The organism is Rhodococcus sp. A14, from assembly GCF_011603105.1.
Classification (GTDB): domain Bacteria; phylum Actinomycetota; class Actinomycetes; order Mycobacteriales; family Mycobacteriaceae; genus Rhodococcus_F; species Rhodococcus_F opacus.
The window spans coordinates 134,695-160,225 of the sequence record NZ_JAAOQS010000006.1 but is presented as its reverse complement, the minus strand read 5'-3'; the positions used below and the strand labels follow the sequence as shown (position 1 = coordinate 160,225).

The following is a 25,531-nucleotide window of genomic DNA, read 5'->3' as shown; positions in this document are numbered from 1 at the left end:
GGATGAAGCGGAGGGTGACGAGCAGGGCCGGGGCCCAGTACCCGATCTGGCCGTACGTGGGCAGGCAGCCCATCAGGAACGTGGCCGCGCCGACGAGGAGGAGGCTGAACTGGAGCAGTTGCTTGCGGCCGAACTTGTCGCCGAAGTGACCGAAGACGATGCCGCCGAGGGGCCGGGCGACGAAGCCGACGGCGTAGGTGACGAACGCCGCGATGATCGCGTCGAGTTCGTTGCCGCCGGCCGCGAAGAAGACCTTGCTGAACACGAGCGTCGCCGCGGTCCCGTAGAGGAAGAACTCGTACCATTCGACGACGGTGCCGGCCATGGATGCGCCGACCACCTTCTTCAGCCCGGACGGCGGGGCTTCGCTCTCGAGTTTCGGCTTGTTGTGGACGTTCATCGTGGATTCTCTCGCCTTTCAAATAAGTGACAAACACTGCTAAGTCGGGGTTACGTTGCCGTCCGTGGTGCGCAGGATCCCTGGCCCCAGGACGAGCGACACAGTGGGTGAACAGACTGGGACACACCGTCAGATGCGCTCTGCGGGCGTGCATCTCTACTCGGCGTACGTCATATTCCAGCGATGCCGACGTACATCGTCTCCAGGTATTCGTTAATTCCTTCGCTTCCGCCCTCGCGCCCGACGCCGGAGTGCTTCACTCCGCCGAAGGGCGCGGCGGGGTTGGAGACCACACCCGAATTCATGCCCAGCATCCCGGTTTTCAAGACGCTCGGGGAGGCGGAGCCCGCGTCCTACGTCACGTGTGTACACGTATGCGACCAGACCGAATGGAGTGGCATTGGCCAATGCAACGGCCTCGTCCTCAGTGCGGAAGGTGACGACCGGTGCTACAGGGCCGAAGATTTCCGTGGACAGAATCGTCGCGTCGCTCGGTACCTCGGTCAGGATGGTCGGCTGGTAGAACCATCCATCCCCCGGAATTGGGGAACCGCCGGTCGCGACCTTGGCACCCCGGCTCACCGCATCGTCGACCAGGGCCGAAACCTTGCCGCGGCTCTTCTCGTCGATCAGCGGACCCAGCTCCACACCTTCCTCGGTGCCGCGGCCGACGCGTTTGGCCTCGAAACGGGCGGCCAGGCGCTGCACGAACTCGCCGGCAACGTCCTCGTGCACGTAGAAGCGGTTGGCCGCGGTGCACGCCTCTCCGATGTTGCGTAGCTTCGCCGCGAGCGCGCCTTCGACGGCCGCGTCGATGTCCGCGTCCTCGAAGACCAGGAACGGTGCGTTGCCGCCCAACTCCATCGACGTGCGCAGCACGTTGGCGGATGCCTGTTCGAGCAGTGTCCGGCCGACTGCGGTCGAGCCGGTGAACGACAGCTTCCGCAACCGCGGATCAGCGATCAGCGGTCCCGCGGCAGCTCCCGCGTGAGTCGTGGGGATCACGTTGATCACGCCTGCGGGCACGCCGACTTCGTCGAGGATCTGTGTGAACAGCAAGGTTGTCAGCGGTGTGAGTTCCGAGGGTTTGACGACCATCGTGCATCCTGCTGCGAGCGCTGGGGCGATCTTGCGTGTCGCCATGGCGAGTGGGAAGTTCCACGGTGTGATCAGCAGGCAGGGCCCCACCGGCTTCTTCAGCACGAGCAGACGTGAATTGCCGTCGGGTGATTTCGTGTAGCGACCGTCGATGCGCACCGCCTCCTCGCTGAACCAGCGGAGGAACTCGGCACCGTAGGTGACTTCACCTTTCGCCTCGGGCAGCGACTTTCCCATTTCCATGGAGATGAGGAGTGCGAAGTCGTCAACCCGGGCGAGGACCGCCTCGTACGCCTTGCGGAGCAACTCGCCGCGAACTCGGGGAGGCATCGCTGCCCAGAGCTCCTGTGCCGCCGCGGCCGCGGCGAGCGCGGCGGCTGCGTCGTCCGGTGAGGCGTCGGCAACCGCCACCAATGCCTGGGCAGTGGAGGGGTCGTCCACCGTGAATCGTGAACCGGTCGACGATTCACGCCAGTCGCCGGCGATGAACAGCCCTGTGGGTATTGTCGCGAGAAGTTCCTGCTCGCGCTGTGCGGTCATGCGTTTGCGCCGTTATCGAACAGGATCACCTGGCGGACGGAGGTGCCGTCAGCGAGGTTATCCATCGCCTGGTGGATCTCGTCGAGCGTGATCGTCGACGAGATGAGCGCCTCGACCGGCAGCTTTCCCTCACGCCACAGTTGGGCGAAGATAGGGATGTCCCGTGCGGGGACGGCCGATCCGAGGTAGCTGCCGACGATGGTGCGCGCTTCCGCGGTTATCCCGAGCGGGGTGATCGTGGCTGTCGCGGTGGGCGCGGGCAAGCCGACAGTGATCGTCTTGCCGCCCATGCCGGTAACCTGCACCGCAGTTTCGAATGCGCGGGCGTTTCCCGCCGCCTCGATGACGATCGGTGCTTTGAGGTCGGCCTCGATCGCTTCTTGCGGTGTGTACACGGCGGTCGCGCCCAGCTCACGGGCGCGCTCGAGTTTCTCGGCAACACCGTCGATGCCGATCACCGGGCCGCGGCCGAGCGACACCGCGGTGATCAGTGCGGCCATGCCGACACCACCGAGTCCGACGACGACGACGGTGTCGCCCTCCTGCGGATCACCGGCGTTGATGACGGCGCCGCCCCCGGTAAGGACCGCGCAGCCGAGGACGGCCGCAATCTGCGGTGGAATGTCATCATCCACCGGCACGACAGAACGGCGGTCGACGACCGCATGGTCGGCGAAGCCGGAGACGCCCAAGTGATGATGCACGTCCTCACCGTCGCGGTGCAGTCGGTGGCCGCCTCCGAGCAGTTCGCCGGCGTTGTTTGAGGCCGAGCCGGGAGTGCAGGGCAGCCTCCCGTTGGTCCGACAGTTCGCGCACTCGCCGCATCGCGGTAAGAACGCCATCACGACCCGCTGGCCTGGGCGCAGGTCGTCCACTCCCGGCCCGACCTCGACGACCCGCCCCGCGGCCTCGTGCCCGAGGAGCATCGGGACGGGACGGACCCGGTTGCCGTCCACGACGGACAGGTCGGAGTGGCACAGCCCCGCGGCCTCGATCTTGACCAGAAGCTCTCCAGGTCCGGGCGGATCCAGGTCGAGCTCACAGATGCCGATCGGCCGGGACTCAGCGTACGGCCGCGACGTGCCGATTTCCTCGAGTACGGCTCCGACGATCTTCACGCCGAATCACTCTCCTTTGCAGTAGGTTTCTGTGTTGCGTGGCTGTTGCAGCGACCGCCGCCGGATGTCGCGAGCGCGCTGGCAACGGATGCCTGGAGGTCGTCGCCGGCGCGGAGGGGGCGGTCCGCGAAGATCCCTTCGTGAGCGAGAACCGGGCGGCGGTCGCCGGCAAGCTCCGGGTACCGCTCTTCGAGTGCCTCGCGCTTACGAGCGAGCTTGTGCCAGTGGGCAACGGTCTCCCTGTCGCCCTGCCTCACCGACCGCCACGTGTTCGGCATTTGTTCGCGGCTAGGCCCCGCCTTCGCCATTCCACCGATGCGCACTTGTGAGAGACGCCGCCGGGTCTCGCTGCCGCACACGACGCAGTCGGGTGCCGCGGAGTTCATACTCGGTAGGACATCCTCGAAACGGTGTCCGTTCTCGCAGCCGAAATCGTAGATAATCATGTGCCCGGCTAGCTGTAGTAGCCGTCGGGCGCGAGCCGCAGTGTCTCGAACTGTTCGGCGTCGTGTCCGAAGATGACTTCCGCCCCGGTACGGTCCGCGATACCGCGCAGCTTGTCCACCGACTCGAGCCAACGGAGGTTGTCCCAGACGATCGCGGCTCCGGTGGCCGGCGGTCCCCAGCTTTCGCCGAGGTACACCGCATCTGAGGTGAAGATCTTCGTGCCGTCGTTCTCCAGGTCCAACTGCAACGACATGGTTCCCCACGTGTGACCGGGAGTGTGGATCACGCTCACGCCGGGAAGGATCTCGGCATCTCCGTGGACCGCCTCTAGATCAAGGCCGCTGTAATCGCTGACGATGTGCGCGCCGCTCGAGTACCCGGTGATGCCCCGCGCGCCTTCGATCTCGTCAGCTTGCGCGAGGATCCGTGTCTTCGGACTTGTGAACATTTTCGCATTGGCGGCGTGATCGAAGTGCAGGTGGGACAAGATCAGGATGTCAATATCGTCGGGGGTGAGATCGAGGCTCGCGAGCGACGTGTCGAGGTATCCCGGTCCGTCTGCTGGATCGCTCACCGGAAAGAAATCGTGAAAACCGGTCGGCGCCCACCGCTCCTCCCAGTCGCGTGGGACTCCTGTATCCCACAGGATCTTCCCCTCAGGGTGATCGATCAGTACGGCATGGGTAGGACATCCTCCCCACACCACGGGGTCATTTTTGTGGTTCCTGTCGCGGATCGTGTGGCCCCCCTTCAGCAGCAACCACGTCAAGTCCGTCTCCATCACGCCGGTGGAGAGGACGTGCACCTTCATATCGACCACTGCAATCTCCTTCACTTTGTGGCGTCTCTCACTCTGGCCGATTTTTTCGGCCCCGGACACAGCGCAGAGTGACATACTTAGCCTGCAAAGATGGCAGTAGGTGCCACAGGTGGGTTCGGAGGACCAATGCACGTTCCCAGCGATGCTTCGACGACAGTCGAAGTCACGCCACCCCAGGCGCCCCCGTCGACGCCCGTGCTCACCCCTCCCTCGACGGACGACGTGCGCCGTGCGCTCCGCGAGTGCGCGGAGGACCTCACCAGCGTCCGGGACCGTGGAGTGGTACTGCAGGGAATTCTGCGCCGCGCCCGGACCCTCTTAGATGCCGACATGGCATATCTCAGCGTCAACGACCTCGAGCGCGGCGAGACATGCATCGAAGAGGCCGTCGGCGTGCAGACCACCGCCTACCGCTCCATCCGCATGCCGCTCGGGACCGGAATCCTCGGAGCCGTCGCTGCGGGGAATGCACCCGTGCAGACCAGTGACTACCTCACGGACCCGAACATGAACCATCTGCCGGCCATCGACGCGATCGTCCGGGGCGAAGGGGTTCGTTCGATCCTCGGGGCACCGATCCGGGTTGGCGGCCGGGTGGTGGCAGCGCTCCTCGTTGCGTGCCGACGACCCTCCGAGTTCTCCGAACGGTCGGTCGCCGCCTTGGTTGACTTCGCCGCACAGGCTGGTGTCGCCTTCGAACACCTGCGCATCCGGCGAGAGGTCACAGGGTTGCGGACAACGTTGTCCCAGACCGTGTCGTCGACGGAGCGCCGCCAGCACGAACTGCAGTCACTGCTACTCCTCGACGAGCGTCTCATGGCCGCCCTGCGCGGCTCCAGCGCCCTGGTGGGCATCATCGACGTGCTCGGTGAGTTCCTCAGCGCACCGGTGAGCATTCACGATCCCGATGGCAATCTCATTGTCGGGCAGGCGGTAGCAGCCGACGGGTTGCTGTGCACGCCGGAGCTGCGGACGTCGGTGACGATCTCCCACCGCGAACAGGGCGCAGTTCCCGTCACAGCCGGTGGCGTCCCATTGCTCGTCATGGCGGCATCCGCGGGAGAGGAACATCTCGCGACTCTCGTTGTGAAGGACGGGAGTGGGCGGCGTGAGATCATCTCCCGCGCATCGGTCTTCGTGTCCACGGCCTACCTGTTCGAGCGGACGTTGGAGGCCTCGTTCAATCGAGAACAGTTCGAACTGATCGAACTGCTGATGAACATGCGCGAACGCACCGAGCCTGCGCTGCAAATGCGACTACAGTCTTACGGCTTCAACAAGGGTGACGCTCTCGAAGTGCACGTGTGCGAAGGAACGGCTTCGGTGCAGCAGAGCTCGACGGTCACGGCGATCAAGACCGCGACGGCCAGCATCCCCGCTGTTGTTGCGGTGCATGCCGGACATATCTGCGTGCTCTGCCCGGCCACCGAACCGCACAAACAAGGCACAACGATCGCGGATACGTTGAAAGCCGCAGGCTTGACCGTCCTCGTCGGCAGTGCGAAAGCGTCCGGCGTTGCCGCAGTGCGAGCCGCGCATGACGAGGCGCGCGCAGTGGTCTCGGCGATGCGAGCACTGGGCCGATCTCACGGATCCTCCGACGTTATAGACCTCGGTCTGGCAGGAGCGATTTCGGGGGCGCGAGATCAGAAGTGGGTGGCCCGCCTGATCGACCGCTTCCTCGGTCCGCTCATCTCGTACGACCAGGATCGCCACACGCAGTTGTGTGAAACTGCGTGGCATTACTTTGAGAACGGTGGGCACCTGGCCCGGACGGCCGCGGCACTCCACGTCCACGTGAGCACCGTGCGACAGCGTATTGACCGTATCGACACCATCCTGGGCGAGAGTTGGCGCCGCGCACCCAGCAGCCTCGACACGCACCTCGCCCTCCGCCTGAGTCGACTCCGCGCCGCGGAGGAAGGCATCGATTTCCGGTCGTACTGATATAGATGGTTCCTGCGGCGGCACTGTCACGTTGACTGAAAGAAGACAGCGGCACGGGTAATTTGGAATATGCGGAGATGGAATCCCGCTGGGGTTGAACACGTTTCAGTCAGCAACACCGCTCGCGGCGCCCTCGCCATGGCACGAGCAATCGGCGAAGAGGGCCTGTCCGACGAAATCCTCTCCGAGACCGCGACGGCACTGAAGGATCTGTAGACGAAACCACTGTTCATCCGCTGTCGATCACGCCGTGGTTGTAGCCGGGCACAGTGGAGTCGAGAGCGATGAGACGAAGCCTATCGAGGTCGACGACTCTGTCCTGAGGTCGATCGACGTCCTCGCCGTATAGCCGACGCGCGAAGGTAAGGCGCTCGTCATGATTGCCCATGACCCAGACAAGCTGCGCACCGAGCCGTTTCGCGAGCGGCTCGAGGGTCGCCGCGACACGGTCGTAGGCGTCACTTTCCCCACGGTCGGCCAGGTCGCCAGTAACCACGATCGCGTCCGCGCTCTCGATCTCGGCGGCTATTCGATTCACAGCAGCCAGTAGGGCTTGGTCGGTATCTACGCTGCCGTACAAAGCTGCGTCGCCGGCAAGAAAGTGCGGGTCGCTGAGATGAACGATTGTGTGAATCGGGTCGGTGTGTTGTCCAAAAGTTCGCATATTGCCTCCAGTCGACTAGTCGGAACCCTAGCGGGAGCAAAGAAACAGACGGCACTGCCGCTGGGGGGTGTCCCTATGGTTCCTGTCAAGCCGCTGAGGGGAGCGGTGCCCGGTAGAGTTCCTTGTTTTTCAGCATGGCGTAGAGACCCTCGCAGCGGCGTCGGGCGAGGCAGATCAGGGCCGCGTTGTGTTTTTTTTCTTCTCGGCGCGCTTTTTGTCGTAGTAGGCGCGACTGGTGGGGTCATGGAGGGCGGAGAATGCGGACAGAAACAGCGCTCGTTTGAGCTTTTTGTTCCCGGATCGGGCCGGGTGCTCGCCACGGATCGATGAGCCCGATTTACGGGTGACCGGTGCGATGCCGGCGTAGGCCGCCAGGTGCGCGGCGGAGGCGAAGGCGGAGCCGTCACCGACCTCGATCAAGACCCGGGCTGCAGTCCTGAAACCGATGCCGGGCATCGAGGTCAGGACCCGGGAAAGAGGGTGTTCATCGAGCGCCCTCTCCACCTCCTCGGCGACTGCTTTCGTTGCTGAAGAGTCTCTTTCAGGGTGTCGGCGAGTTTGGGGAGGATGGTCTCGGCGGCTTGGGTACCGGGGACCACCACGGTCTGCTCGTCGAGGGCGGCGAGGATCTCGTCGACAAGTCGGGTGCCCATGCGGGGCGCGTGCTTGACCGCGATCGCGGTGAGCTTGCGCTTGCCTGCCTTGCGGATTCCGGCCAGTCCCCCGCACCGTACGGGGGTGCTAACGAGGAGGAAATACTTGTGCACTTCGGCATGACACAGTCCCGGTTCATCGAACGATTGTGGCAGGTGATCCCCGAATCGAACTGTGCCCAAGACGAGATACGCAATTTGGCGAACGCATACCCTCACCAACGGGCCGGCGACCTAGAGCGCTGACCGTCCGACAGGTCGGAACCTGAGTGGAAATCGGGATAGGCAAAGCCGTCGACAGGTGCGACATGTGGAATCGCCACGACAGTCGCATTCTCGACAGCCCCTGACTGTCCCGGGGCGGTTCCAGTGGCTGCGGCCAACTCAGGGTTTGGTTGTCTCATTCCTCATACACACGCGCTGACGAGTTTAGTTTAGGTGTGGTCGACACTGGGGTCGGGTGGTCTGGGTCAAGCCGGAAAGCGAATCTCCTGCAACTGAATCTTCGGTACTGCGTCTAGAGGTCCTACATAGAGCACGTTTCCGGGGTCGGCTCCTGCTGATGTCTTCGGAATCCCACTTCGCACTCGTGGCGAACAGCGCAACCGCGGTGGAGTGACGGCGATAGCTGCAGCGAGGGAGATCAGCACTGGCCCGCCGCATCAGACGATCTCCCGGGAAATGGCCTCGAAGGAATAGAGGGCGGTGTGTAGGAAGGCAGGTACGAGCGCAGGGGTGATTGTCCGGGTGGCGGCTTGGATTGGCGAGGCAGTTAATCCACCGGCGACGGCGGCTGCAACGACTCCCCACCCGTTCAGGAAGGACACCGATGGCACTCAGTATCGCCGGGCTCGTCGCGGCGATCAGTATCAGAACCGGACGGATCCGCGGTGGCTGATTCTCGTGTGCGCGGCCCAACTGCGAAACTGGGTCATCGGGGAGGTTGACTCGCGATAGACCCACATCAATTGTGTTCTTCGAGACTGTCGCAACCGATCTCGTCTAAAATCTGCTTCACTCTTGCTTCGAATCGTTTGGTTGACATTCCAAAGTTGACGAAAATATGCTCCTCGGATGGACCCCCGTAGGGGGCCCATCTCCGCGCAAAGGTGAGTATGTCCTCGACTTCTCTACTGCGTTCAGGGAGTTGGGTACGTCGGCGCTCTGCCTCACGTCGTCTATCGCGCCATCGACGGTAACGACGGATCTCCATCTCAACTGGTGTTGTTCGCGCAATTTGTAGATTCGGTGTTTCCCCCTGGCGTCCCCCGGCTTCGGTTGCTGACATGGCATTCTCTGTTTCGAAGTGAAGACCTGTGTCTAGTCGACCAGGTGGCTGTGGGTTAATCAGGTTTCGGGGTTCGGATCGACCGAATGTGTTGGTAAGGACGGTGTGTGATGATGCTGTACGGCGAGTGCCGCCAGAACGGATGGGGAGTACACCCGGTCAAGGGTCGCAGCATCGCAGGGGACGAGCGGCCGCTGCTGGTGCCGTTGTATCGCGGCCAAAAGTAGTCGTCGGTACTCGGCGACATCGATGCCGAATTCGGACTGGATCGTTCCGGGTGTAGGTTCGCCGATCGGTGCCCAGGAGATCGCGAGATCGAGGACGTCGTCGAGATGAACGCGTGGCGCCATCATGGCCGCTTTCTGGCTTGTTGCCGGAGCCGTTATTGCACCCGTGGGTGGCGTGGTGATGTGCGGTTTGTTGCGCGCGATCTCTGCGTCATCGCCTCGCGGTCATTCTCGTGTGGAGCGCGACCGGATTTTGAGGATGATCAACTCGGAATCGTTCGCGTCGCTGAGTGTGCCGAGAAGAGTGAATGGCTGACTATCTGCCAGGTGCGCCTCGTACGCGAGTGTTTGTGCATATCAATCCTGAGGGTCTGGGATCGTGAGCTGCCTCGCGGAGTGTCGAATGTGGTGCGGGCCAGTGCTGTTAGTTCGAGCGAGAGTGGTTCCGCCTGCTCGGCAGCTACCGATGGGCGACTCTGTCGTGTCGGATCTTTGGGCTGCGACCGATTCGCCGGCGAGATGGCCCGGATTGGTACTTAGGAAATGTGCGGTGACATCAGGGTCGACGATATGCGCGGTGCTCCATCGTTCGGTTGCGTACGTTTGTGCCGCAACCGCAAGAAGCGATCCTGCATTCGGCACGCGGCGGCGCAGGACGATCGACATGACTGTGATGACGGCATGGATCAGAAGGAATAGCACTGTGAACGGTCCTGCTGGTCGGAGATTAAAGATATTTCGGTAATAGTGTGTCGTTGCGCGTGATTCGCACCGTGCTGGCGCGGCCCGTGGCACGACCGGGCACGTCAGGACCGCTGTTCCTGCTCCACGACCCAGCGTACGGCCGCGCCTCACCCGGCCGGTGACGGCGTCGCGATACCGCACGACGCCGCCGGGCGAGGGAGGGGAGCTACGCGGTGACTCTGTCGGTGGCCACGGTGTCGTCGTCGAAGGTCATTTCCGGTGCGGGCCGGCGGAAGCCCTTGGTCAGAACGGCCAGATAGACAACGCCGATAGCCAACCATACGCCGCCGATTTGGAGAGCGACGTCACCGAGCCTCGTGAGCAGATAGACGGAGACGGCGCCGCCGATGACCGGCATCACCAGGTACGAGAAGAGGTTGAGGGTGCGACCGTGTCTGTGCTCTCGGACCAGGTGGGCGATCACGCAGACGTTGACCACGGCGAAGCCGAGGAACGCGCCGAAGTTGATGAACGAGGTGGCTGTGGTCAGGTCGAGTTTCATGGCGATGACACCGGCGGCCGCGGTCAACAGCAGGTTGTTGACCGGGGTGCCGGTCTTCGCCGACAGCCTGCCGAAGACGGCCTTGGGCAGTACGCCGTCGCGTCCCATGACGTACATGAGTCGGGCGGCGGACGCCTGCAGGGCGATGCAGGAGGCAATGGATCCGGCGATGGTGACGAAGTTGATGATCTCGGCGTACGTCTCGCCACCGACCTGGACCTTCAGATGGTAGGCGGCAGCGTCGACGTCGGCGAAAATCGCACCCGGGTGGACGAGTTGCATCACGAAGGACAGCACGAAGAAGATCGCGCCGGCGGCGATGACGCACCCGACGATGCCTCTGCCGATCGTCCTCGCCCCGCCCCTGGCCTCCTCGCCCAGCGTGGAGAGGGCGTCGAAGCCGAGGAAGGAGTACGCGGCGATGGCGGCGGCCGCAGTGACCGCGCCGATCGAAGTGCCGGAGTTCCACAGGGCGTCCGTGGCGGGCGCGGAGGAGCCGTGTTTGCCGAGGAAGACGACACACAGGGTGGCGAAGAGGACCAGCGACCCCAGAGCGATGAACATCAGGACCTTGTTGACGCGGTCCGCGAGTTTCATGCCGAAGACGTTGATGGCGGTGGTGATGCCCACCGAGACGATCAGCCAGACCCACTTGGGTATGCCAGGGAACTGGGCGTTGAAGTAGATCGCCGTGATCAGCCAGCCGACCATCGGGATGAAGAAGTAGTCGAGCAGCATCGCCCAGCCGGACAGGAAACCGATGCGGCTGTCGAGCATCTTGCGGGCGTAGGTGTAGACCGACCCGGAACCGGGCACCGCGCGCGCCATCTTCGCGTAACTCAGCCCGGTGAGCACCATCGCGAGGGTGGCGACGGCGAACGCCGTCGGGGCCACGCCGCCGCTGGTGGCGGCGACCACGCCGAAGATCGTGACGACGATGCCGGGGGAGATGTAGGCCAGGCCGAACAGGATGACGGAGAAGAGGCTCAGGTCGCCTTTCAGTCTCATGGTGTTCCCAGTTGTCTCTGTCTCGCTGTTCATCGTGGGGGCTCCTCGGTGGTGCGGGCGGCGGTCCAGGTGGCGGGGTCGATACGGCCCCCGTACAGCGGGAGTTCGAGGGGCGCGTCACCGGGGCGGAACTGGTCCCAGACGCGGTTGAGGCCGGCGGTGCCGTAGCGGCGGACGTTGCTGACCTCGTCGAGGTCGATCACGTCGGTGAGGGTGGAGTCGCCGGCATCGACGGTTTCGGCGCGCACCGTGCCCTGTGGATCGACGACGAGGCTGCGGCCGATCCCGGACGGGGCGGCGGAGTTGACGCTGGCGACGAAGACCTGGTTGGCGATGGCGTTGGCGCGGCTGAGGACGACTTCCTGCGCGCGGTCGCTCGTCGGGGTGCGGACCACGTTGACGATCAACTCTGCGCCCATCCAGGCCAGATGGCGGGAGACCTCCGGGAACCAGGTGTCGTAGCAGATGGACAGTCCGATACGGCCGACCCCGGCGAGGTCGACGACCTCGAACCGGTTGCCGGGTGCGGTCGTCTCGTAGGGGCGCCACGGGAAGATCTTGCGGTAAGCGGCGAGGCGCTCGCCCTGCGGCGAGTAGACGGGTGCCGTGTTGTGGACGCGACCGTCGGCGCCGCGTTCGTAGACGCTGCCGGGTACCAGCCAGATGCCCAGGTCGCCCGCGAGTTCGGCGAGGGCAGCGTCCCGTTTGCCGTCGAGCGGCTCGGCGGCCTTCTCCGGCGCGGCCGGAACGCCTGGGGCGCTCTCGCCGAGGTGTAGCTCGGGGTAGACGACGAGGGCGCCTGGTGCGCGCAGCTTCACGCGCCGCTCCACGTCGGAGGTGAAGCCTGCGAGGTCGTCGGCCGGGCGGCCGGGCGCCTGGGCGAGGATCAGGGGCAGGGGGCGGGTCATGCGGGGAACACCAGCCAATCGAAGGTAGGGCTCTGGAGGGAGCAGTTGATGGTGGTTCAGGCGCCGGGGGCGTGGGCCAGGCGGCCGGGGTGAGACAAGCGTGGGCCTCGTCACATATAATTTCAAATACTTTCTAGGGCTGACTTACATGCCTTTGAGGCATGCAAGTGCCATGTCTCCTCCGTCTTCCGAGAGGCCACTACCAATGGAACTACGGGTGCTGCGCTACTTCCTGACCATCGTGGAGACCGGTTCCGTCACCAAGGCCGCCGAGGAGGTCCGCGTCGCCCAGCCCTCGCTGTCGCGCCAACTGCGCGGCCTGGAGGCGTCGTTGGGCATGACGCTCTTCGACCGCGGCGGCAAACAGCTGATCCTGACCGCCGCCGGCCGGCGCTTCCTTCCGTTGGCCCGAGATCTGGTCGCCCGAGCGGACGCCGCCGAGGCCGCAGTCGGAGCACTTGCTTCCGGTCGCGCCATGCGGATCACCGTGGCGGCGCCGCCCACCACCATCACGGACGTGATCGCACCGTTCCTGTCCACCTGGGGACCGGAGGATCCGCTCGTCACGGTGCAGGCGGAGAGCCCGGCTCGTGCGTACCAGGCACTGGGGAGGGGCGCCGACGTAGCCATTTCCACGGCGCCTCCGAGGCGCCGTTTCGCCGGGCTGCCCGTGGCGCGCCTGCCGCTGTGGGCCTATGTGCGGGCCGACCACGCCTGGGCGAACCGGGACGGCGTCACGATCGGGGAACTCGCCGCGGCGCCCCTCATCGTCCTCACCCCGGCGCACGGCACCCGACGCGTCCTGGACCATGCCGTGCAGGACGCAAACGCCTCGTACGACATCGTGCTGGAATGCGACACACCGCACGTCGCCCAGGCCATGGCGGCGTCGGGCCACGGAATTGCGGTGGTCTCCGACGATCCCCGCTTCGACCTGCACCCGCTGCTCATCCTCGACGGCGCGGGCGAGCCGCTGCAGATCCATCTGCACGCCGCGTGGGACCCCAGCCACTATGCGCTGCGCAGCATCGAGACCTTCGCCACGGGGCTGTCGCGCTTCTGCGTCGAGCAGTACGGGCCTCAGGTCACCGCCCGCGGATGAGCTGGACGTATACCTGGCGGGCAGCCTGATCAGACCGGACAGGCATTGGACGGCGGCCCCGGCGGGCCCCAGGATGCGGCGATATCCGTATCTGTTGCCGGCCCGAGAGGACACACACCATGCCAAGACCCTTCTATGCCCGACGGCTGAGCCGTGCCATCGTCGTTACCGTCGCACTCGCGGCGGCGTGCACCGTCTCGCCACCGACGATCGCGGCGCCCGCCGAAGCCGTGCCCGTACCGGGCGATCCGCTCACCGGAAGCGGTGCGGTGAACCGGACCGAACTCACCGCCGGCCAACTCACCGAGGGCGCCGCCACGGACACGGTCCCCGACGGCGCCTTCGCACTGCCCGCCCAGGCAGCACCACCCACCCACAGCTTCGAAGGCACCCTCACCCTCAACGGTCTCTCCACCACCGGCGGCTTCCGCGTACTGAAAGACCCGTCCGGATACGGAGACACGGCGGCCACCCGGCACCTGCCACCGGTCGCCATCGCCCTCGTGCAGAACGGCAGCCACCTCGTCCCGGCCAAGCGCGGGTTGCAGTACACGGGGAACCAGGCGTGGAACCTGGCGGTGGGCCCCGGCCGCGCGTGGAACGAGGACGGCGACGGCGAACGCACCCGCGCCTCACTGCCGTTCGCGCTCGTCGAACGCAACGCGAACTGCGTGCACAACGGCGCCCTGATGTTCCTCTTCGACGCCACATCGGTCTCCGAAATCCGCTACCAAATCACCACGGAGACCTGCGAATACTTCCAGCTCGACATGTGGGGCCAGGTACCGGCCGACTACCGGCCCGGCCCCGTCGACGGCGCCGAGAACCTGCGCGACGCGTACGCCTCCGAGGTCGGGGACCGGCTCCCGACCAAACCCATCTCGGCGCTGGCCACCGACTACCCGGACAGTGGGGTGGACGTAACGAAGTTCAGCGCCGGCATCACGCCGTCCGCGCTGAGCACCTTCGGCTTCTACTTCGGCGGAGTGCACTATGTGGGCAACTGCCGGACCCGGCAAGGGGAGTACCCGTTCTGCGGCCAGATGCTGTTGCCTTCGTACTCGACCGCGAAGTCGGCGTTCGCGGGAACAGCCATGCTGCGTCTGGCGAAGCGCTACGGCCCCGCCGTGGCCCAGGAGAGGCTCTCCGACCGAATCCCCGAGACCGCCGGCAACACCGCCTGGAGCGGCGTCACCCTCGACCAAACTTCGACATGGCCACCGGGAACTACATCTCGCACGGCTACGAGACCGACGAAGCCGGCCCCACCATGGCGGACTTCTTCGCAGCCGAGCCCTACGCCGACAAGATGCGACTCGCCCTGTCCTTCCCGCGTAAGGCCGGCCCCGGCAGCCAGTGGAACTACCACACCTCCGACACCTTCCTCGCCACCCGCGCCATGACCAACTACCTGCAGGACAAGGCCGGTTCGGACGCCGACATCTTCGACATGCTCCGTGACGACGTGCTCGAACCCGTCGGCGTCGGGCCCGACTCCCTCGCCTCCTCCCGCACCGACAACAGCCCCGGCGGAGCACCCTTCGGCGGGTACGGCATGTTCTGGACGCAGGACTCCGTCGCCCGGTTCGCCAAGTTCCTCAACAACGACCACGGCGCCGTCAACGGCACGCAGATACTCGACCCGGCACTGCTCACGGCTACCATCCAACGCGACCCGGAGGACCGGGGCATCACCACCACCGGCGCCAAGCCCATGAAATACCAGAACGGGTTCTGGGGCCGCGAGTTCACCTCCGCCGACAACCCCGCCTACACCAGCCCCTTCTACGTACCGTTCATGTCGGGGTACGGCGGCATCACGGTCGCGATGATGCCGAACGGCGCCACCTACTACTACTTCAGCGACAACAACGAGTTCAGTTGGAGCGCCGCCGTCGCCGAGGCCACCAAGCTCGCGCCCATGCCCGGCGCGGCAGTTGGTGCGAGATAGACCCAGCGAACGTACCCTTATCGGCATGGGATGCGCTTCGCCTGACTATGACCGTTGACGGGGTGCCCCACCCGAACCCCTTCCAGGTTCGATCGGAGACTTCATCCAACGCCGCGCTCGTGGTCGGCCCCACCGCCGACGACGACGAGGTCGTCGCGCAGGTCTGACCTGCGGTGAAGGTGAAATGTATCTGTGTGCGATTAAGGATGAGCATTCGAAGAAGGTTCTGGGGTGAGCGGTGGCGGATCACATGCGCACCGAACTGGTCCTCGAAGCGCTGAACATGGCTGTCGACGAACGTGGCGGAGACGTCGCAGGCGCAATCATGCGCTCGGACAGGGGAAGTCAATATACCGCCGAGATCATGAAGCAGGCGTGCGCACGGTACGGGTTGCGGCGTTCGATGGGCGCGACCGGCATCAGGTCATGCTCGAAGCGCCTGGCGTTGCGCCGGTGTGGTGGACGCGGGTTGCTCCGCTGATCGTGGAGACGATGACCGCGCGCTGCGCCGAGTGGGTTCGCTGGTTCAATGCGGACCGGTTGCATTCGTCGAACGATCGGGTCTGGTGCGGGTTGGTTCGACATCCCTCCACTGCGTGGATGCTTCCCCGCCGTGGAGGGATGTCCTCACACTGGAGGCGTTCTCGATACGAGAAGTTTCGCAGCGACGTCATCGCCCTCGCACGCAAGGGGGACTGCAGCTGCGCCAGATTGCGACCTCGGTTTCAGCGAGGATTATTTGTGCGGATGGTTGAAAGCGCGACGACGGCATCAAGACAGGTGGCGCCTCGACCTCGAACTCAGGCGAGTCCCCGAACTGAAAGAAGCCGCCAACCGATCAAACCGCGGTTGCGTTCATGAAGATGGTGTACCGACCGGATTCGGATCTGACCGGCGTGTCCTAGCCCAATAAAGGCGGCCATCGCGTGCCTCTTCGAGAGACCGACCAAAGTCACTCGATGAAGGACCACGCGATGACCACTGCCCACGATATCGACCTGCACCAGTTCCTGACCGACCGCCGCACCGACGCCAGCCCCGACCTGCTGCGCAGCCTGCTATCCACGTTCATCGACGCGCTAAACTAATGGGTGCCGAGGCCAGCAGCCTGTGCGGTGCCGGTTTCGGTGAACGCTCCGACGACCGCACCAACAGCCGGAATGGCTACCGGCACCGCGACTTCGACAACCGTGCCGGCTCACTCGACGTCGCGATCCCCAAGCTGCGCTCCGTTCGTAATTCCCGGACTGGTTGCTGCAGCGCCGCAAAACGCGCCGAGAAGGCCCTGACCTCGGTGGTGGCCCCCTGTTACCTGCTCGGCGTCTCCACTCGCCGGATGGAGAAGCTCGTCGATTCCCTTGGCATCACCAGCCTGTCCAAGGCGCAGGTGTCCGTGATGGCGAAGGACCTCGACGCCCAGGTCGAGGCGTTCCGCAGCCGACCGTTGGATGCAGGCCCGTACCCGTTCGTCGCAGCCGACGCCCTGGTCCTGAAGGTCCGCGAGAACGGTCGGGTGGTGAACGTGCACGCCTGGTGGCGGTCGGGGTAAACGCCGAGGGCTACCGCGAGATCTTGGGGATCGAGGTGACCTCCGCCGAGGACGGTGCCCGGTTGGTTGGCGTTCTTCCGGTCGCTGGTCGCCCGCGGGCTGTCCGGAGTGCGGTTGGTGACCTTCCCGAAGCAGATCTGGCGTCAGACCTGGTCGAACAATCCCCAGGAACGGCTCACAAGGAGATCCGGCGCAGAACCGACGTGGTCGGGATCTTCCCCAATCGCACCACCCTGATTCGGCTTGTCGGCGCGGTACTCGCCGAGCAGCATGACGAGTGGATCGAAGGCCGCCGCTATCTCAGCCTCGACGTGCTGGCCCGCTCCCGCGGTGTCCACCCCGACGGCACCGCCACCGAACCCACGCAGGAGGTGACTCAAGCGGCGCTGACCGCATAACCACCCAGATGAGGAATCACGCGACGATGTCGTACACCACCTCACGGGGCTTGACCCAAACCGCTGCGAGAATTTGAGGGCACAAGTCGCGCAGTCGCCGATCTCTCAGTAGGACGATCCGAATGAGCGCGAATCACTACCTAAGCATCGTTGATGATCTGTACTCAAATCAGATCGTCGAATACTCGATCGACTCGCGCAATGTTGCCGAACCTCATGGTGCGATCGACCGTCTGCGGACCTCTTTGATCACGCTGCCGAACGAAACCGACCGCTCGGCACACTGCGTGGCGTTAGTAGGCACCAAATAGTTCCTAATTGTCACCCAACTGTGACGGACTTAACGTCTTCGGTGACTCGATTTCCAACCGTAAGGCGGTCAGATGCAGACGAACTATGCCGAAGAAGCTGTGTTGAAAGATACAGACGATCTACTGTTTTCGCCTCTTCGAATCAATACCATGACGGTCCGTAACAGGTTTCTTCTTCCTGCCATGCAGCGTGGCTCGCGTGGTTACAAGCCAACTGTGGGCATGGCGGATACGCTGCGCTCGACCGCTGAACGGGGCCCGGGAATAATCATTTCCGAGGGGGCCGCACCAGACCATCCGGCGGGGTACTGGCAGCCGGCGTTCAGCATTCTCGGCCGTGACACCATCAAGGAATGGGGACATGTCGTCCGTGAGGTCCTCAGTACCGGCGACGTAGTCTTGTTGATGCAGCTGTGGCATCCAGGTGCCCTGCGACTGGTTGTCGACGGTATTGAGAATCCACATCCAGACCATCCTGCATGGAGCCCATCAGGGTTGATCCAGGAGGGCCGTACCAACGGTGTTGCAATGTCGAAGCAGGACCTTGAGGATACCAAAAATGCATATGTCGAGAGTTCTCTAATCGCCCAGCGGCTCGGCGCACACGGGATTGAGTTGCATTGCGCTCATGGCTACCTGTTGGATCTATTTTTGTGGCATGAAACGAATAGGCGAACCGATGAATACGGCGGTGAAACCCTAGCCGACCGCGCCGCATATCCTGCTGAAATAGTTTCGGCAATCCGTGCTGCGACGGGCCCTCAATTCATAATTTCAGTGCGTTTCTCGCAGTGGAAGGAGGTGGATTACGGAGCCAAAATCGCGGAGCATCCTGACGAACTGGGACCGTTTCTGGAACGTTTGCAGCAAGCGGGAGCCGATGTCTTTCATGTGTCGGCTCGCAGATTCGACGCTGTCGCCTGGCCGGAACTCGACTCTAGACGGAGTGTCGCTTCCTGGGTGAAGACAATGACAGATCGCCCGGTCATGACGATCGGCAGCGTCGGGTTGTCCACCGATCTCGCGAGTGATGTCTTCGACAACCAAGACCCCGTACTGCAGGTGGAGGATGACATCATCCGTGTACGGCGCGGTTTGGAGGCCGGCGACTTCGACATGATCGGGGTTGGTAGGGCGCAGATTTCGAATCCGGACTTCGTCGAGCGCGTACGCAGGGCCGACTATTCGAATTTACGAGACTTTCGAAAATATCGCGATTTGGCCGAGGCATACGAAAGCTACTCGCATGAGGGGCAACTCGTGGACCAGTCGCGGAAGAAGGATTAATCGATGAGCCTAATATGTGAATATTGTCAAACCCTAGGAGTTTTATTGTGACAACCGGGACGCCGAAGTACTGGTGGATGGAAGGGCTTTTCAATCCCCCGCCCCGACCTACTGGTTTCTCGACAACTGATCGAGATGAGTTCGATGTAATCATTGTCGGTGCCGGAATGGCGGGAATGTGTGCTGCAATTTTGGCTCACGATCGTGGTGCCGAGGTCCTTCTATTGGAGGCATCAGATGAAGTCGGCGGTACAACTTACAAGTCCGGCGGGGCGATGTGGATTCCAGACAACTCACTTATGCACGTCTTAGGAATTCGCGACGATCGCGATAGCGTCTTGCGCTACGTTGTCCAGGTCGCGCATCCCGACCAGTACGACGCCGATGCCGAATACTACGGCGCAGAAGAGTGGCAGTGGGAAACAATAGGCGCGTTTTACGATAACGCCGCGAAAGCGATTGATGCGCTGGTTGCGGCAGGTGCCTTCCGGGTCACCACCTGGCCATCCTTTACGGAACGGTACCCAGCCATTGTCAGCTATCACCCGGAATTGGATAACTCTATTCAAGGATTTTTACGGCATCTAGGACCAGCGCGAGAGGACGGCTCCGCTGCACCTGGAGCAGATTTGGTCGATCAACTGGGGGTAGCCGTTAGAAGCCGGGGTATCGAGGTGCGCACAGATCATCGTGTGCAGCGGCTGCTGCAAGATGAAACTGGTGCAGCCGTCGGAGTTGGGGGGACGTGGGGTGATCCCATCTACGCGAGACGAGGGGTGGTTTTCGCTAGCGGTGGCTTTGCACATAACGCGGATTTGATCGATGAATACTGGCGCGGTCCGCTTTACAGCAGTTGCGCAGTTGCCACTGCACAGGGTGATTTCATCCCTATCGCGCGCGAGGCCGGAGCTGAACTCGCTCACATGCAGAATGGCTGGCTGTACGAGGACATCTTGGAAAAGGCTGCCATGAATCGCGTGAACGAGGATAAAGGTATTCCCGTTCCGCCCGGAGACAGCATGATTTATGTCGATCGCAATGGTAACAGGGTCGTCAACGAGAAGCTTGTGTACCAGGACCGAAACCGCGTCATATGGGACCGCGACAAGAACGGCGACTATCCGAACAGTGTTCTATTTATGGTTTACGACGATTACGTCGCCCACGACACCAAGCCGACCCTGTTCTGGGATACGTTTCGCACCCCTAAACCTTACATTATCGAAGGTCAGACGTGGGAGGAGATCACCGAGCGCATCGAGGCGCGCTTGAAGAGTCTCACCTCTGTCATCGGTGATTTCGAATTGGCACCTGGCTTCGCCGAGCAACTGGGGCAGACGGTCGACAGATTCAACGGCTTCGCCCGCGCGGGTGTCGACGAAGATTTCCACCGTTGCGAGAACATGTCCGAATACGACTGGCATGGCATCCCGAGGCCAGGTAACGAAAAAAATCCGGGAATGTTTCCATTCGCCGAGACCGGGCCATATTACTGCGTGCTGATCTGCGGGATGGTGCTGGACACCAACGGAGGGCCCAAGACGAATTCGAACAGCCAAGTCTTGCGTTCGGACGGGTCCGTCATTCCAGGGTTGTATGGGGCCGGAAACTGTGTTGCATCAATAGCCGGTGATGGCTACTTATCTTTAGGGAGCACACTCGGGCCCGCCGCCACATTTGCGTACCTCGCCGCCGAAAGTGTAGTGCAGGAGGCACCGCGCGATACTGAAGCTGCTCGTGCGCGGTACACTGCAGATACGTTGACGACCAGCCAAAACAGCTAGATAGTCACTCGAATTCAGCAGCTACGGTCAGCGTTGCGTGTTAGCATGAATCGATACTGACACGCGACGTTGGCCCATAGTTCCTCCAATCGAGACAGTCTCGAGCGGGACCAAAATCGCCCGAGAGGTCGCGTCGGTCTAAAGGGAGTAACCTATGGGCGCGGATTATGAATCGCACCGGCTTTCCGCAGTGGATCGGATGATGACAAGGATTCGTGAAATTCTCCAACAAGCACCTGCGGTAACTGACGAATCCGAGGAAATATTCGGATTCGTAGCGGCGCTGCTTGTCGAATTTTCTTGGAATCGCAGTGCGCCGGTTGTGGGCATCGTAGGACACGTTGGCAATTACTGGAGAAACTGGCTCTTAGTCATATTACGTGTCGGACCATTGCGTCCGTCGATGATTCAGCGGCTACTGGACACAATGGACCCGTCACACCCGTTGTCGCAGAAGATACTTACTCACAATCTTCGGATGCTCGAACGCGATGGACTACTAAGCCGGACCGTGGTCGCCGACGCGCGGAAGCACGTGGTGTATGACCTCACGCCACTAGGTCGGAGTCTGTCCGACCTAGTGATGAACCTGATCGAGTGGGGATATGCGCGATCAGACCAAATCAATTGCGCACGTGCAGAATACGATGCAGCTAACCACGGTGGCGGCGCAGGCGAAGTGTGAGCTTCATCCAGACCGGCCTCCACGGGTTATCCGCTTCTGGTTCTCGGCGAGTAGACCATCGAGGCGCCGGGTATCGGCAATCATGTCGCGACGCATCAACGCCGCATAGCGGGCGTAGAAACCCTGCACGACCCTTCGAGAGTTCCTGCGACGCACGCCACAACGACCAGGGCTCCAACTAGGGGATCCCTTCAGTTACAGTCCGTGCGTGAGGCGTTATCGCTGGCTGTGGAAGGCGTGTGTGGTCGCGAGCGCCGTTGCAGTCCCTCGGGTGTTTTGTTGGGAGACGCTTACGGCAACGCTGTCCTCGGTGCGACGGTCACCGTCCTGCTAGGTGCTGCGGTGATCTTTGGAGTGAATACTATTCGGGGCGGCATGCACACCTCCGTCGACGAGGAATCGCCCCAGTGGTGCTCGTGCGGACCCGAATCGTAAGGGCCATTCCTGAAGTAGGCGTGTGACGGAGCAGACAGTCAAAGCTTTATCCTAAATGGTCGCTGTGGCGGCTCGCCGCGGATAGGCCGGCCGCGCACCGATTCCGGGCTCACCGTGGTTGGTGCGGAGGCCCCGCCGTTCGCCTGCCGCAGCCTTGGGCGACTGGCGGCAGTGAGATCTCACCAGCGGTGCGTCACGGTTCAGCAGGTGGGGTCTCTTGCTGTCAGCCATCGATTGGTTCGGAGATCGGCACCGGCCTGAGGCAGCCCCGGATAGCGCATTCATACAGGTCGGTCTCCCTGAGTAGACCTTCGAGGCTGGCGTAGATGTCTGCCGCACGTCACACGGTCCGTATCGATTGGATCCACTCGCCTCCCATGACCCAATCCCGAGCTGAACACGCAGAATCCCATGCTTGCGGGCATAGCACGGCACGTTGCCTTGGCCGTAGGTTGTGCGGAAAGGCTCCGCTGCGTCGTGAGTTCGGAGAGTTCGAGGAGGCTGATCGGTCAAGGAGACGGTCATTTCTCTGAGCGCATATGCCTCGCACGGAGCGGATAGCTGTTCGGGGTGTCTGCCCCACATACGCTATGCAAATGTCCTCCTATGCGAGGCGAGGTGCAGATACCAACGCGACGACGGTGTCGGGCACATCCACGATCGGATGCCGATGGGCGTGGACCCGGGAAACTGGCCCTCTGGCTCGACCTAACCAACACCGACGTCGACTACGCCTAGCCCGCTCCGTGATGGCGCCCGGCACCCGGAAGCCTTGGCCACCTGACCGGTGTCCAAGACCGTCAACAACGTCCGGATCGATGGCAAAGACCTCGTGAAGCCGACCGCAAGCCGAGGACGACCTGGTAACCACGGTGTGACCCTCGTGGAGTCTCGGCGGAGACCCACTTCGGAACCGCCAGGCGCCGTCGAAGAGGCTGACGATGGCACGGTGCCACAGAAGGGGAAATGCCGTCTCACCTCGACCGGATACGACCCACCTTGCGTAGCGTCCCCGGATCAGTACCTGAGGCGGCCCTGGACGCCCGCGGTTCGGCGGTCTCGATCATGCATCTCACACATGGTTCGCTAGAACTTCGTGCTATTGCCCACGTCACTCCCAGCAACGAAGCTTGCAACGTGCCTCGCTCGACTCCGGCTCATGCTGACCCCGTCAAGCCGCACCGCATGGACAAAGATTCGCGATCTACAACCGGAGGAAGATGTGACCCAAATTGTCATCAGTGGAGCCTCGGGCGATTTGGCTCGCCGCGTGACGCAAGGGCTCCTCGAAAGAGCTCCTCTGTGCAACCTGACACTTGTGACTCGATCGCCCGAGGCAATCGAAGCAGGCGGCCCGAACGTCAGCGTGCGGAAGGGCGATTACGAGAAGCCCGAGCTATTGGACGAGGCGTACCACGGCGGAGACATCCTGTTTCTCATCAGTGGGCTCAATCTCGGGCGGCGGACAACCGAACACCGTAATGCGATCCGCGCCGCAGAGAAGGCGGGGATACGCCACATCGTCTACACATCGGTCGGCGGAGTACAACCCGGCAACCCGGCGCTCTCAGCCATCGACCATTACCAGACCGAGCTCGATCTCCGAGCGAGCGGACTGTCGTACACGATCCTGCGCAATGCGCTCTACGCGGAGATCGTCAGTGCGATCTGGCTGGCACCTGCCGCACGCGACGGCGTACTCGAAATGGCCACCGGCCACGGTTCCTTAGCGCCCGTCTCCAAGGTGGACGTCGCGCGCTGTGCGACCGCAATCCTCGCCGACCCCGCCGACCACGATGGCGCTGTCTACGAGATCACCGGTCCTGAACTGTTGAGCATGGACGACATTGTCCGACTTGGTTCCGAGGTCTTCGGCACAGAGATCGCCTACAAGCCGGTATCGGAGGAGGAACGGCTGCAGTTCTTCGACTCGGTCGGTCTCCCGCGGACGTACGACCCGAACATGCCCCCCAGCGCCGAAGGCCACATGTGGGCCAGCGACGAGCTGGTGTCGGCCGATCTGGCGGTGGCCCAGGGCTACCAAGCACTGCTGTCCGGACATGTCGAGCAGATCACGGGGGAGGCGCCCGCGCCGTTGCGATCCGTCCTCGAAAAGGTAAAGGACACCCCGTACGACCGAATCGGTTCGGCGTCCTGACCGCTCGCACCCCGAGCGGAACCACATATCACGTCAGTGCGTTCAGAAAGAGAGTAATAGCGCCATGAGTGTCGACCATGCGGTCCAGCAAGGCCCCGGAGCAGCGTCCGTCGGTGACGTTCCTTCCTACCCCGACGTGCCGACCTACCTGAACATCCTAGGTAGCCTCCATATCTGGGAAGGCGACGGGTGGAAGAAAGAATCGATGTCGTGGAAGACCGGCGCGTACATCGCGTCGAATCTCAGCGGCATCCCCGAGTTCACCTTCAGTGGACCCAACGCGCGGGCCTTGCTCTCACGGCTCAGTATTAACAACGTCGACAAATGGCCCATCGGCAAGTCCAAGCACCTCGTCATGCTCGACGAAAACGGATACATCGCCAATCACGGTCTCACAGTGCGCGACAGCGAGGACTCGTATCGCCATTTCGCGGCGATGCCCTGGGCCCCCTTCAAGGCCCCGTCGCTGGGACTAGACGTAGAAATCGGTATGCGGGACATCTTCATCTTTCAGGTGGCGGGCCCGAAGTCGCTGCAGATACTCGAACGCCTCACGGGTGAATCATTGCGCTCCCTGCAATTCCTGGGCATTCGGCGAATCCAGGTACCCGGAATCGATGCCACGGTGGAAATCGAACTGTCGCGAATCGGAATGTCGGGGACCCTCGCTTACGAGGTGCGTGGCCCCCTCGAACACGGACCAGCGGTGTTCGACGCCGTGTACCGGGCGGGCGAGGATTTCGACATCACGCGCCTGGGATGGCGGACCTACGTCGTGAATCACACCGAGGGTGGCTTCCCTCAGCAGGGTTGTACCTTCCTCCCTGCTGCTTTCGCCGACCCGGAATTCGTCTCTCATCCCCTCTTCGGAGCTGCTCTGCCGCCCAAACAGGTGAGCGGCCAATTGAGTGGGAGCGCAAATCCCACCGACATCACGGCGCGACTCCGCACCCCCTTCGAAGTCAACTGGGGCTGGATGGCGAAGTTCGACCACGACTTCCTGGGCCGGGAAGCCCTCGAGGCGGAGGCTGCCGCACCGCGCCGCAAGACGGTGGTCCTCAGGTGGAACAAGGAAGACGTACTCGACGTGTTCGCGTCGCAGTTCGAGCCCGGGGAGGAATACCGGCACTTCGAGTTCCCGACGACGCCGCAATCACCAGCGGGCGACCATGCGGACATCGTCACCAAGGACGGCAAGCAGGTGGGTATATCATCGCTGGCCGTCTACTCCTACTACTTCCGCGAGATGATCTCCCATTCCACCATCGACATTGAACTCGCCGAGATCGGCACTGAAGTCGTCCTGCACTGGGGCAACCACGGCGAACGAATCAAGCAGATTCGCGCGACGGTGGAGCGGTTCCCCTACCTCGACCTCCCGGCGAACAAGGATGTCGATCTGGAGTCGTTTCCGTCAGGAGTCGTCGCGCACTGAGTGCATGACCGACTCCGACCTACTCGTCCCGTCACACGATCCTGGCGGCGACGACCACTTCACACGAAAGGA

The 25,531-nt window shown here is 62.9% G+C and carries 20 protein-coding genes and 3 pseudogenes; 13 read left to right on the top strand and 10 right to left on the bottom strand.

Annotated elements, in window-relative coordinates; translation table 11 throughout:
* The 5 genes and pseudogenes from G9373_RS05740 to G9373_RS05720 all read right to left on the bottom strand — a co-directional run.
* Window positions 1–400 (bottom strand): MFS transporter (locus tag G9373_RS05740; RefSeq protein ID WP_167114354.1); only part of this gene is annotated, 400 nt, incomplete at its 3' end.
* A gap of 170 nt (window positions 401–570) precedes the next feature.
* Window positions 571–2,038 (bottom strand): annotated as a pseudogene (locus G9373_RS05735) (NAD-dependent succinate-semialdehyde dehydrogenase).
* A complete protein-coding gene (locus tag G9373_RS05730; protein WP_167114351.1) occupies window positions 2,035–3,156 on the bottom strand; it encodes an alcohol dehydrogenase catalytic domain-containing protein in 1,122 nt (373 codons plus the stop codon). Before G9373_RS05730 ends, G9373_RS05735 begins: the two are co-directional and overlap by 4 nt.
* Window positions 3,153–3,434, bottom strand: coding sequence for a hypothetical protein (locus G9373_RS45855; RefSeq protein WP_206031605.1), 282 nt, complete (start codon window positions 3,432–3,434; stop codon window positions 3,153–3,155). The genes G9373_RS05730 and G9373_RS45855 overlap by 4 nt, the downstream gene beginning before the upstream one ends.
* A 176-nt stretch (window positions 3,435–3,610) precedes the next feature.
* Window positions 3,611–4,483 (bottom strand): N-acyl homoserine lactonase family protein, encoded by an 873-nt coding sequence (locus G9373_RS05720; RefSeq protein ID WP_206031604.1) that lies wholly within the window; start codon window positions 4,481–4,483, stop codon window positions 3,611–3,613.
* 66 nt (window positions 4,484–4,549) lie between these two features.
* Between G9373_RS05720 and G9373_RS05715 the strand changes: the two genes are divergently transcribed.
* Window positions 4,550–6,370 (top strand): GAF domain-containing protein, encoded by a 1,821-nt coding sequence (locus G9373_RS05715; protein ID WP_167114348.1) that lies wholly within the window; start codon window positions 4,550–4,552, stop codon window positions 6,368–6,370.
* A 229-nt stretch (window positions 6,371–6,599) separates the two neighbouring features.
* On the opposite strand, the gene G9373_RS05710 is transcribed toward G9373_RS05715, so the two are convergent.
* A complete protein-coding gene (locus G9373_RS05710; protein ID WP_167114345.1) occupies window positions 6,600–7,034 on the bottom strand; it encodes a metallophosphoesterase in 435 nt (144 codons plus the stop codon).
* An 85-nt stretch (window positions 7,035–7,119) separates the two neighbouring features.
* Window positions 7,120–7,765: pseudogene (locus tag G9373_RS05705) on the bottom strand (transposase); the annotation flags it as partial.
* Here G9373_RS05705 and G9373_RS48120 point away from each other — a divergent pair.
* Window positions 7,697–7,933 (top strand): hypothetical protein, encoded by a 237-nt coding sequence (locus G9373_RS48120; RefSeq protein ID WP_346842804.1) that lies wholly within the window; start codon window positions 7,697–7,699, stop codon window positions 7,931–7,933. The pseudogene G9373_RS05705 and the gene G9373_RS48120 overlap by 69 nt on opposite strands.
* Before the next feature lie 718 nt (window positions 7,934–8,651).
* On the opposite strand, the gene G9373_RS05700 is transcribed toward G9373_RS48120, so the two are convergent.
* From G9373_RS05700 to G9373_RS05690, 3 genes are all read right to left on the bottom strand, one after another.
* Window positions 8,652–8,900: a DUF3263 domain-containing protein gene (locus G9373_RS05700; protein ID WP_240960387.1), complete on the bottom strand. Its 249-nt coding sequence runs from the start codon at window positions 8,898–8,900 to the stop codon at window positions 8,652–8,654.
* Between the two features lie 1,212 nt (window positions 8,901–10,112).
* Complete coding sequence (locus G9373_RS05695; protein WP_206031603.1) at window positions 10,113–11,489, bottom strand: APC family permease; 1,377 nt, start codon at window positions 11,487–11,489, stop codon at window positions 10,113–10,115.
* A complete protein-coding gene (locus G9373_RS05690; protein ID WP_167114339.1) occupies window positions 11,486–12,364 on the bottom strand; it encodes a carbon-nitrogen hydrolase family protein in 879 nt (292 codons plus the stop codon). The genes G9373_RS05695 and G9373_RS05690 overlap by 4 nt, the downstream gene beginning before the upstream one ends.
* Window positions 12,365–12,569: 205 nt before the next feature.
* Between G9373_RS05690 and G9373_RS05685 the strand changes: the two genes are divergently transcribed.
* The 11 genes and pseudogenes from G9373_RS05685 (at window position 12,570) to G9373_RS05635 (ending at window position 25,459) form a co-directional block, all read left to right on the top strand.
* Window positions 12,570–13,466 (top strand): LysR family transcriptional regulator, encoded by an 897-nt coding sequence (locus G9373_RS05685; protein ID WP_167114336.1) that lies wholly within the window; start codon window positions 12,570–12,572, stop codon window positions 13,464–13,466.
* Between the two features lie 119 nt (window positions 13,467–13,585).
* Window positions 13,586–14,869 carry a hypothetical protein gene (locus G9373_RS05680; RefSeq protein ID WP_167114333.1) on the top strand — a complete coding sequence of 428 codons (1,284 nt, stop codon included), beginning with the start codon at window positions 13,586–13,588 and terminating at the stop codon, window positions 14,867–14,869.
* The gene (locus G9373_RS05675; RefSeq protein ID WP_167114331.1) at window positions 14,776–15,417 is read left to right on the top strand and encodes a hypothetical protein; all 642 of its coding nucleotides are present in this window, start codon (window positions 14,776–14,778) and stop codon (window positions 15,415–15,417) included. The genes G9373_RS05680 and G9373_RS05675 overlap by 94 nt, the downstream gene beginning before the upstream one ends.
* Before the next feature lie 250 nt (window positions 15,418–15,667).
* On the top strand, window positions 15,668–15,898 hold the full coding sequence (locus G9373_RS05670; RefSeq protein ID WP_167114328.1) for a transposase family protein: 231 nt from the start codon (window positions 15,668–15,670) through the stop codon (window positions 15,896–15,898).
* Between the two features lie 493 nt (window positions 15,899–16,391).
* A pseudogene (locus G9373_RS05665) lies at window positions 16,392–17,295 on the top strand (transposase); the annotation flags it as partial.
* Window positions 17,296–17,486: 191 nt separating this feature from the next.
* Entirely contained in the window at window positions 17,487–17,675 is a 189-nt protein-coding gene (locus tag G9373_RS05660) for a hypothetical protein (protein WP_167114325.1), read from the top strand.
* 72 nt (window positions 17,676–17,747) lie between these two features.
* Window positions 17,748–18,962, top strand: coding sequence for a 12-oxophytodienoate reductase (locus G9373_RS05655; RefSeq protein WP_167114322.1), 1,215 nt, complete (start codon window positions 17,748–17,750; stop codon window positions 18,960–18,962).
* A 47-nt stretch (window positions 18,963–19,009) separates the two neighbouring features.
* On the top strand, window positions 19,010–20,746 hold the full coding sequence (locus G9373_RS05650) for an FAD-dependent oxidoreductase (protein WP_167114320.1): 1,737 nt from the start codon (window positions 19,010–19,012) through the stop codon (window positions 20,744–20,746).
* Between the two features lie 154 nt (window positions 20,747–20,900).
* On the top strand, window positions 20,901–21,431 hold the full coding sequence (locus tag G9373_RS05645; RefSeq protein WP_240960374.1) for a helix-turn-helix domain-containing protein: 531 nt from the start codon (window positions 20,901–20,903) through the stop codon (window positions 21,429–21,431).
* A 1,594-nt stretch (window positions 21,432–23,025) separates the two neighbouring features.
* Window positions 23,026–24,024 (top strand): NAD(P)H-binding protein, encoded by a 999-nt coding sequence (locus tag G9373_RS05640; RefSeq protein WP_206031602.1) that lies wholly within the window; start codon window positions 23,026–23,028, stop codon window positions 24,022–24,024.
* A gap of 64 nt (window positions 24,025–24,088) precedes the next feature.
* Entirely contained in the window at window positions 24,089–25,459 is a 1,371-nt protein-coding gene (locus tag G9373_RS05635; protein WP_167114317.1) for an aminomethyl transferase family protein, read from the top strand.
* Window positions 25,460–25,531: the final 72 nt, after the last annotated feature.

Bases quoted from the DNA above. Each gene is read 5' to 3' on its own strand.
- G9373_RS45855 (WP_206031605.1), bottom strand. From the start codon at position 3,434: ATGCCGAACACGTGGCGGTCGGTGAGGCAGGGCGACAGGGAGACCGTT.
- G9373_RS05715 (WP_167114348.1), top strand. From the start codon at position 4,550: ATGCACGTTCCCAGCGATGCTTCGACGACAGTCGAAGTCACGCCACCC.
- G9373_RS05710 (WP_167114345.1), bottom strand. From the start codon at position 7,034: ATGCGAACTTTTGGACAACACACCGACCCGATTCACACAATCGTTCAT.
- G9373_RS05700 (WP_240960387.1), bottom strand. From the start codon at position 8,900: ATGGAGATCCGTCGTTACCGTCGATGGCGCGATAGACGACGTGAGGCA.
- G9373_RS05695 (WP_206031603.1), bottom strand. From the start codon at position 11,489: ATGAACAGCGAGACAGAGACAACTGGGAACACCATGAGACTGAAAGGC.
- G9373_RS05690 (WP_167114339.1), bottom strand. From the start codon at position 12,364: ATGACCCGCCCCCTGCCCCTGATCCTCGCCCAGGCGCCCGGCCGCCCG.
- G9373_RS05685 (WP_167114336.1), top strand. From the start codon at position 12,570: ATGGAACTACGGGTGCTGCGCTACTTCCTGACCATCGTGGAGACCGGT.
- G9373_RS05680 (WP_167114333.1), top strand. From the start codon at position 13,586: ATGCCAAGACCCTTCTATGCCCGACGGCTGAGCCGTGCCATCGTCGTT.
- G9373_RS05675 (WP_167114331.1), top strand. From the start codon at position 14,776: ATGCGACTCGCCCTGTCCTTCCCGCGTAAGGCCGGCCCCGGCAGCCAG.
- G9373_RS05670 (WP_167114328.1), top strand. From the start codon at position 15,668: ATGCGCACCGAACTGGTCCTCGAAGCGCTGAACATGGCTGTCGACGAA.
- G9373_RS05660 (WP_167114325.1), top strand. From the start codon at position 17,487: ATGAGCGCGAATCACTACCTAAGCATCGTTGATGATCTGTACTCAAAT.
- G9373_RS05655 (WP_167114322.1), top strand. From the start codon at position 17,748: ATGCAGACGAACTATGCCGAAGAAGCTGTGTTGAAAGATACAGACGAT.
- G9373_RS05645 (WP_240960374.1), top strand. From the start codon at position 20,901: ATGGGCGCGGATTATGAATCGCACCGGCTTTCCGCAGTGGATCGGATG.
- G9373_RS05640 (WP_206031602.1), top strand. From the start codon at position 23,026: ATGCTGACCCCGTCAAGCCGCACCGCATGGACAAAGATTCGCGATCTA.
- G9373_RS05635 (WP_167114317.1), top strand. From the start codon at position 24,089: ATGAGTGTCGACCATGCGGTCCAGCAAGGCCCCGGAGCAGCGTCCGTC.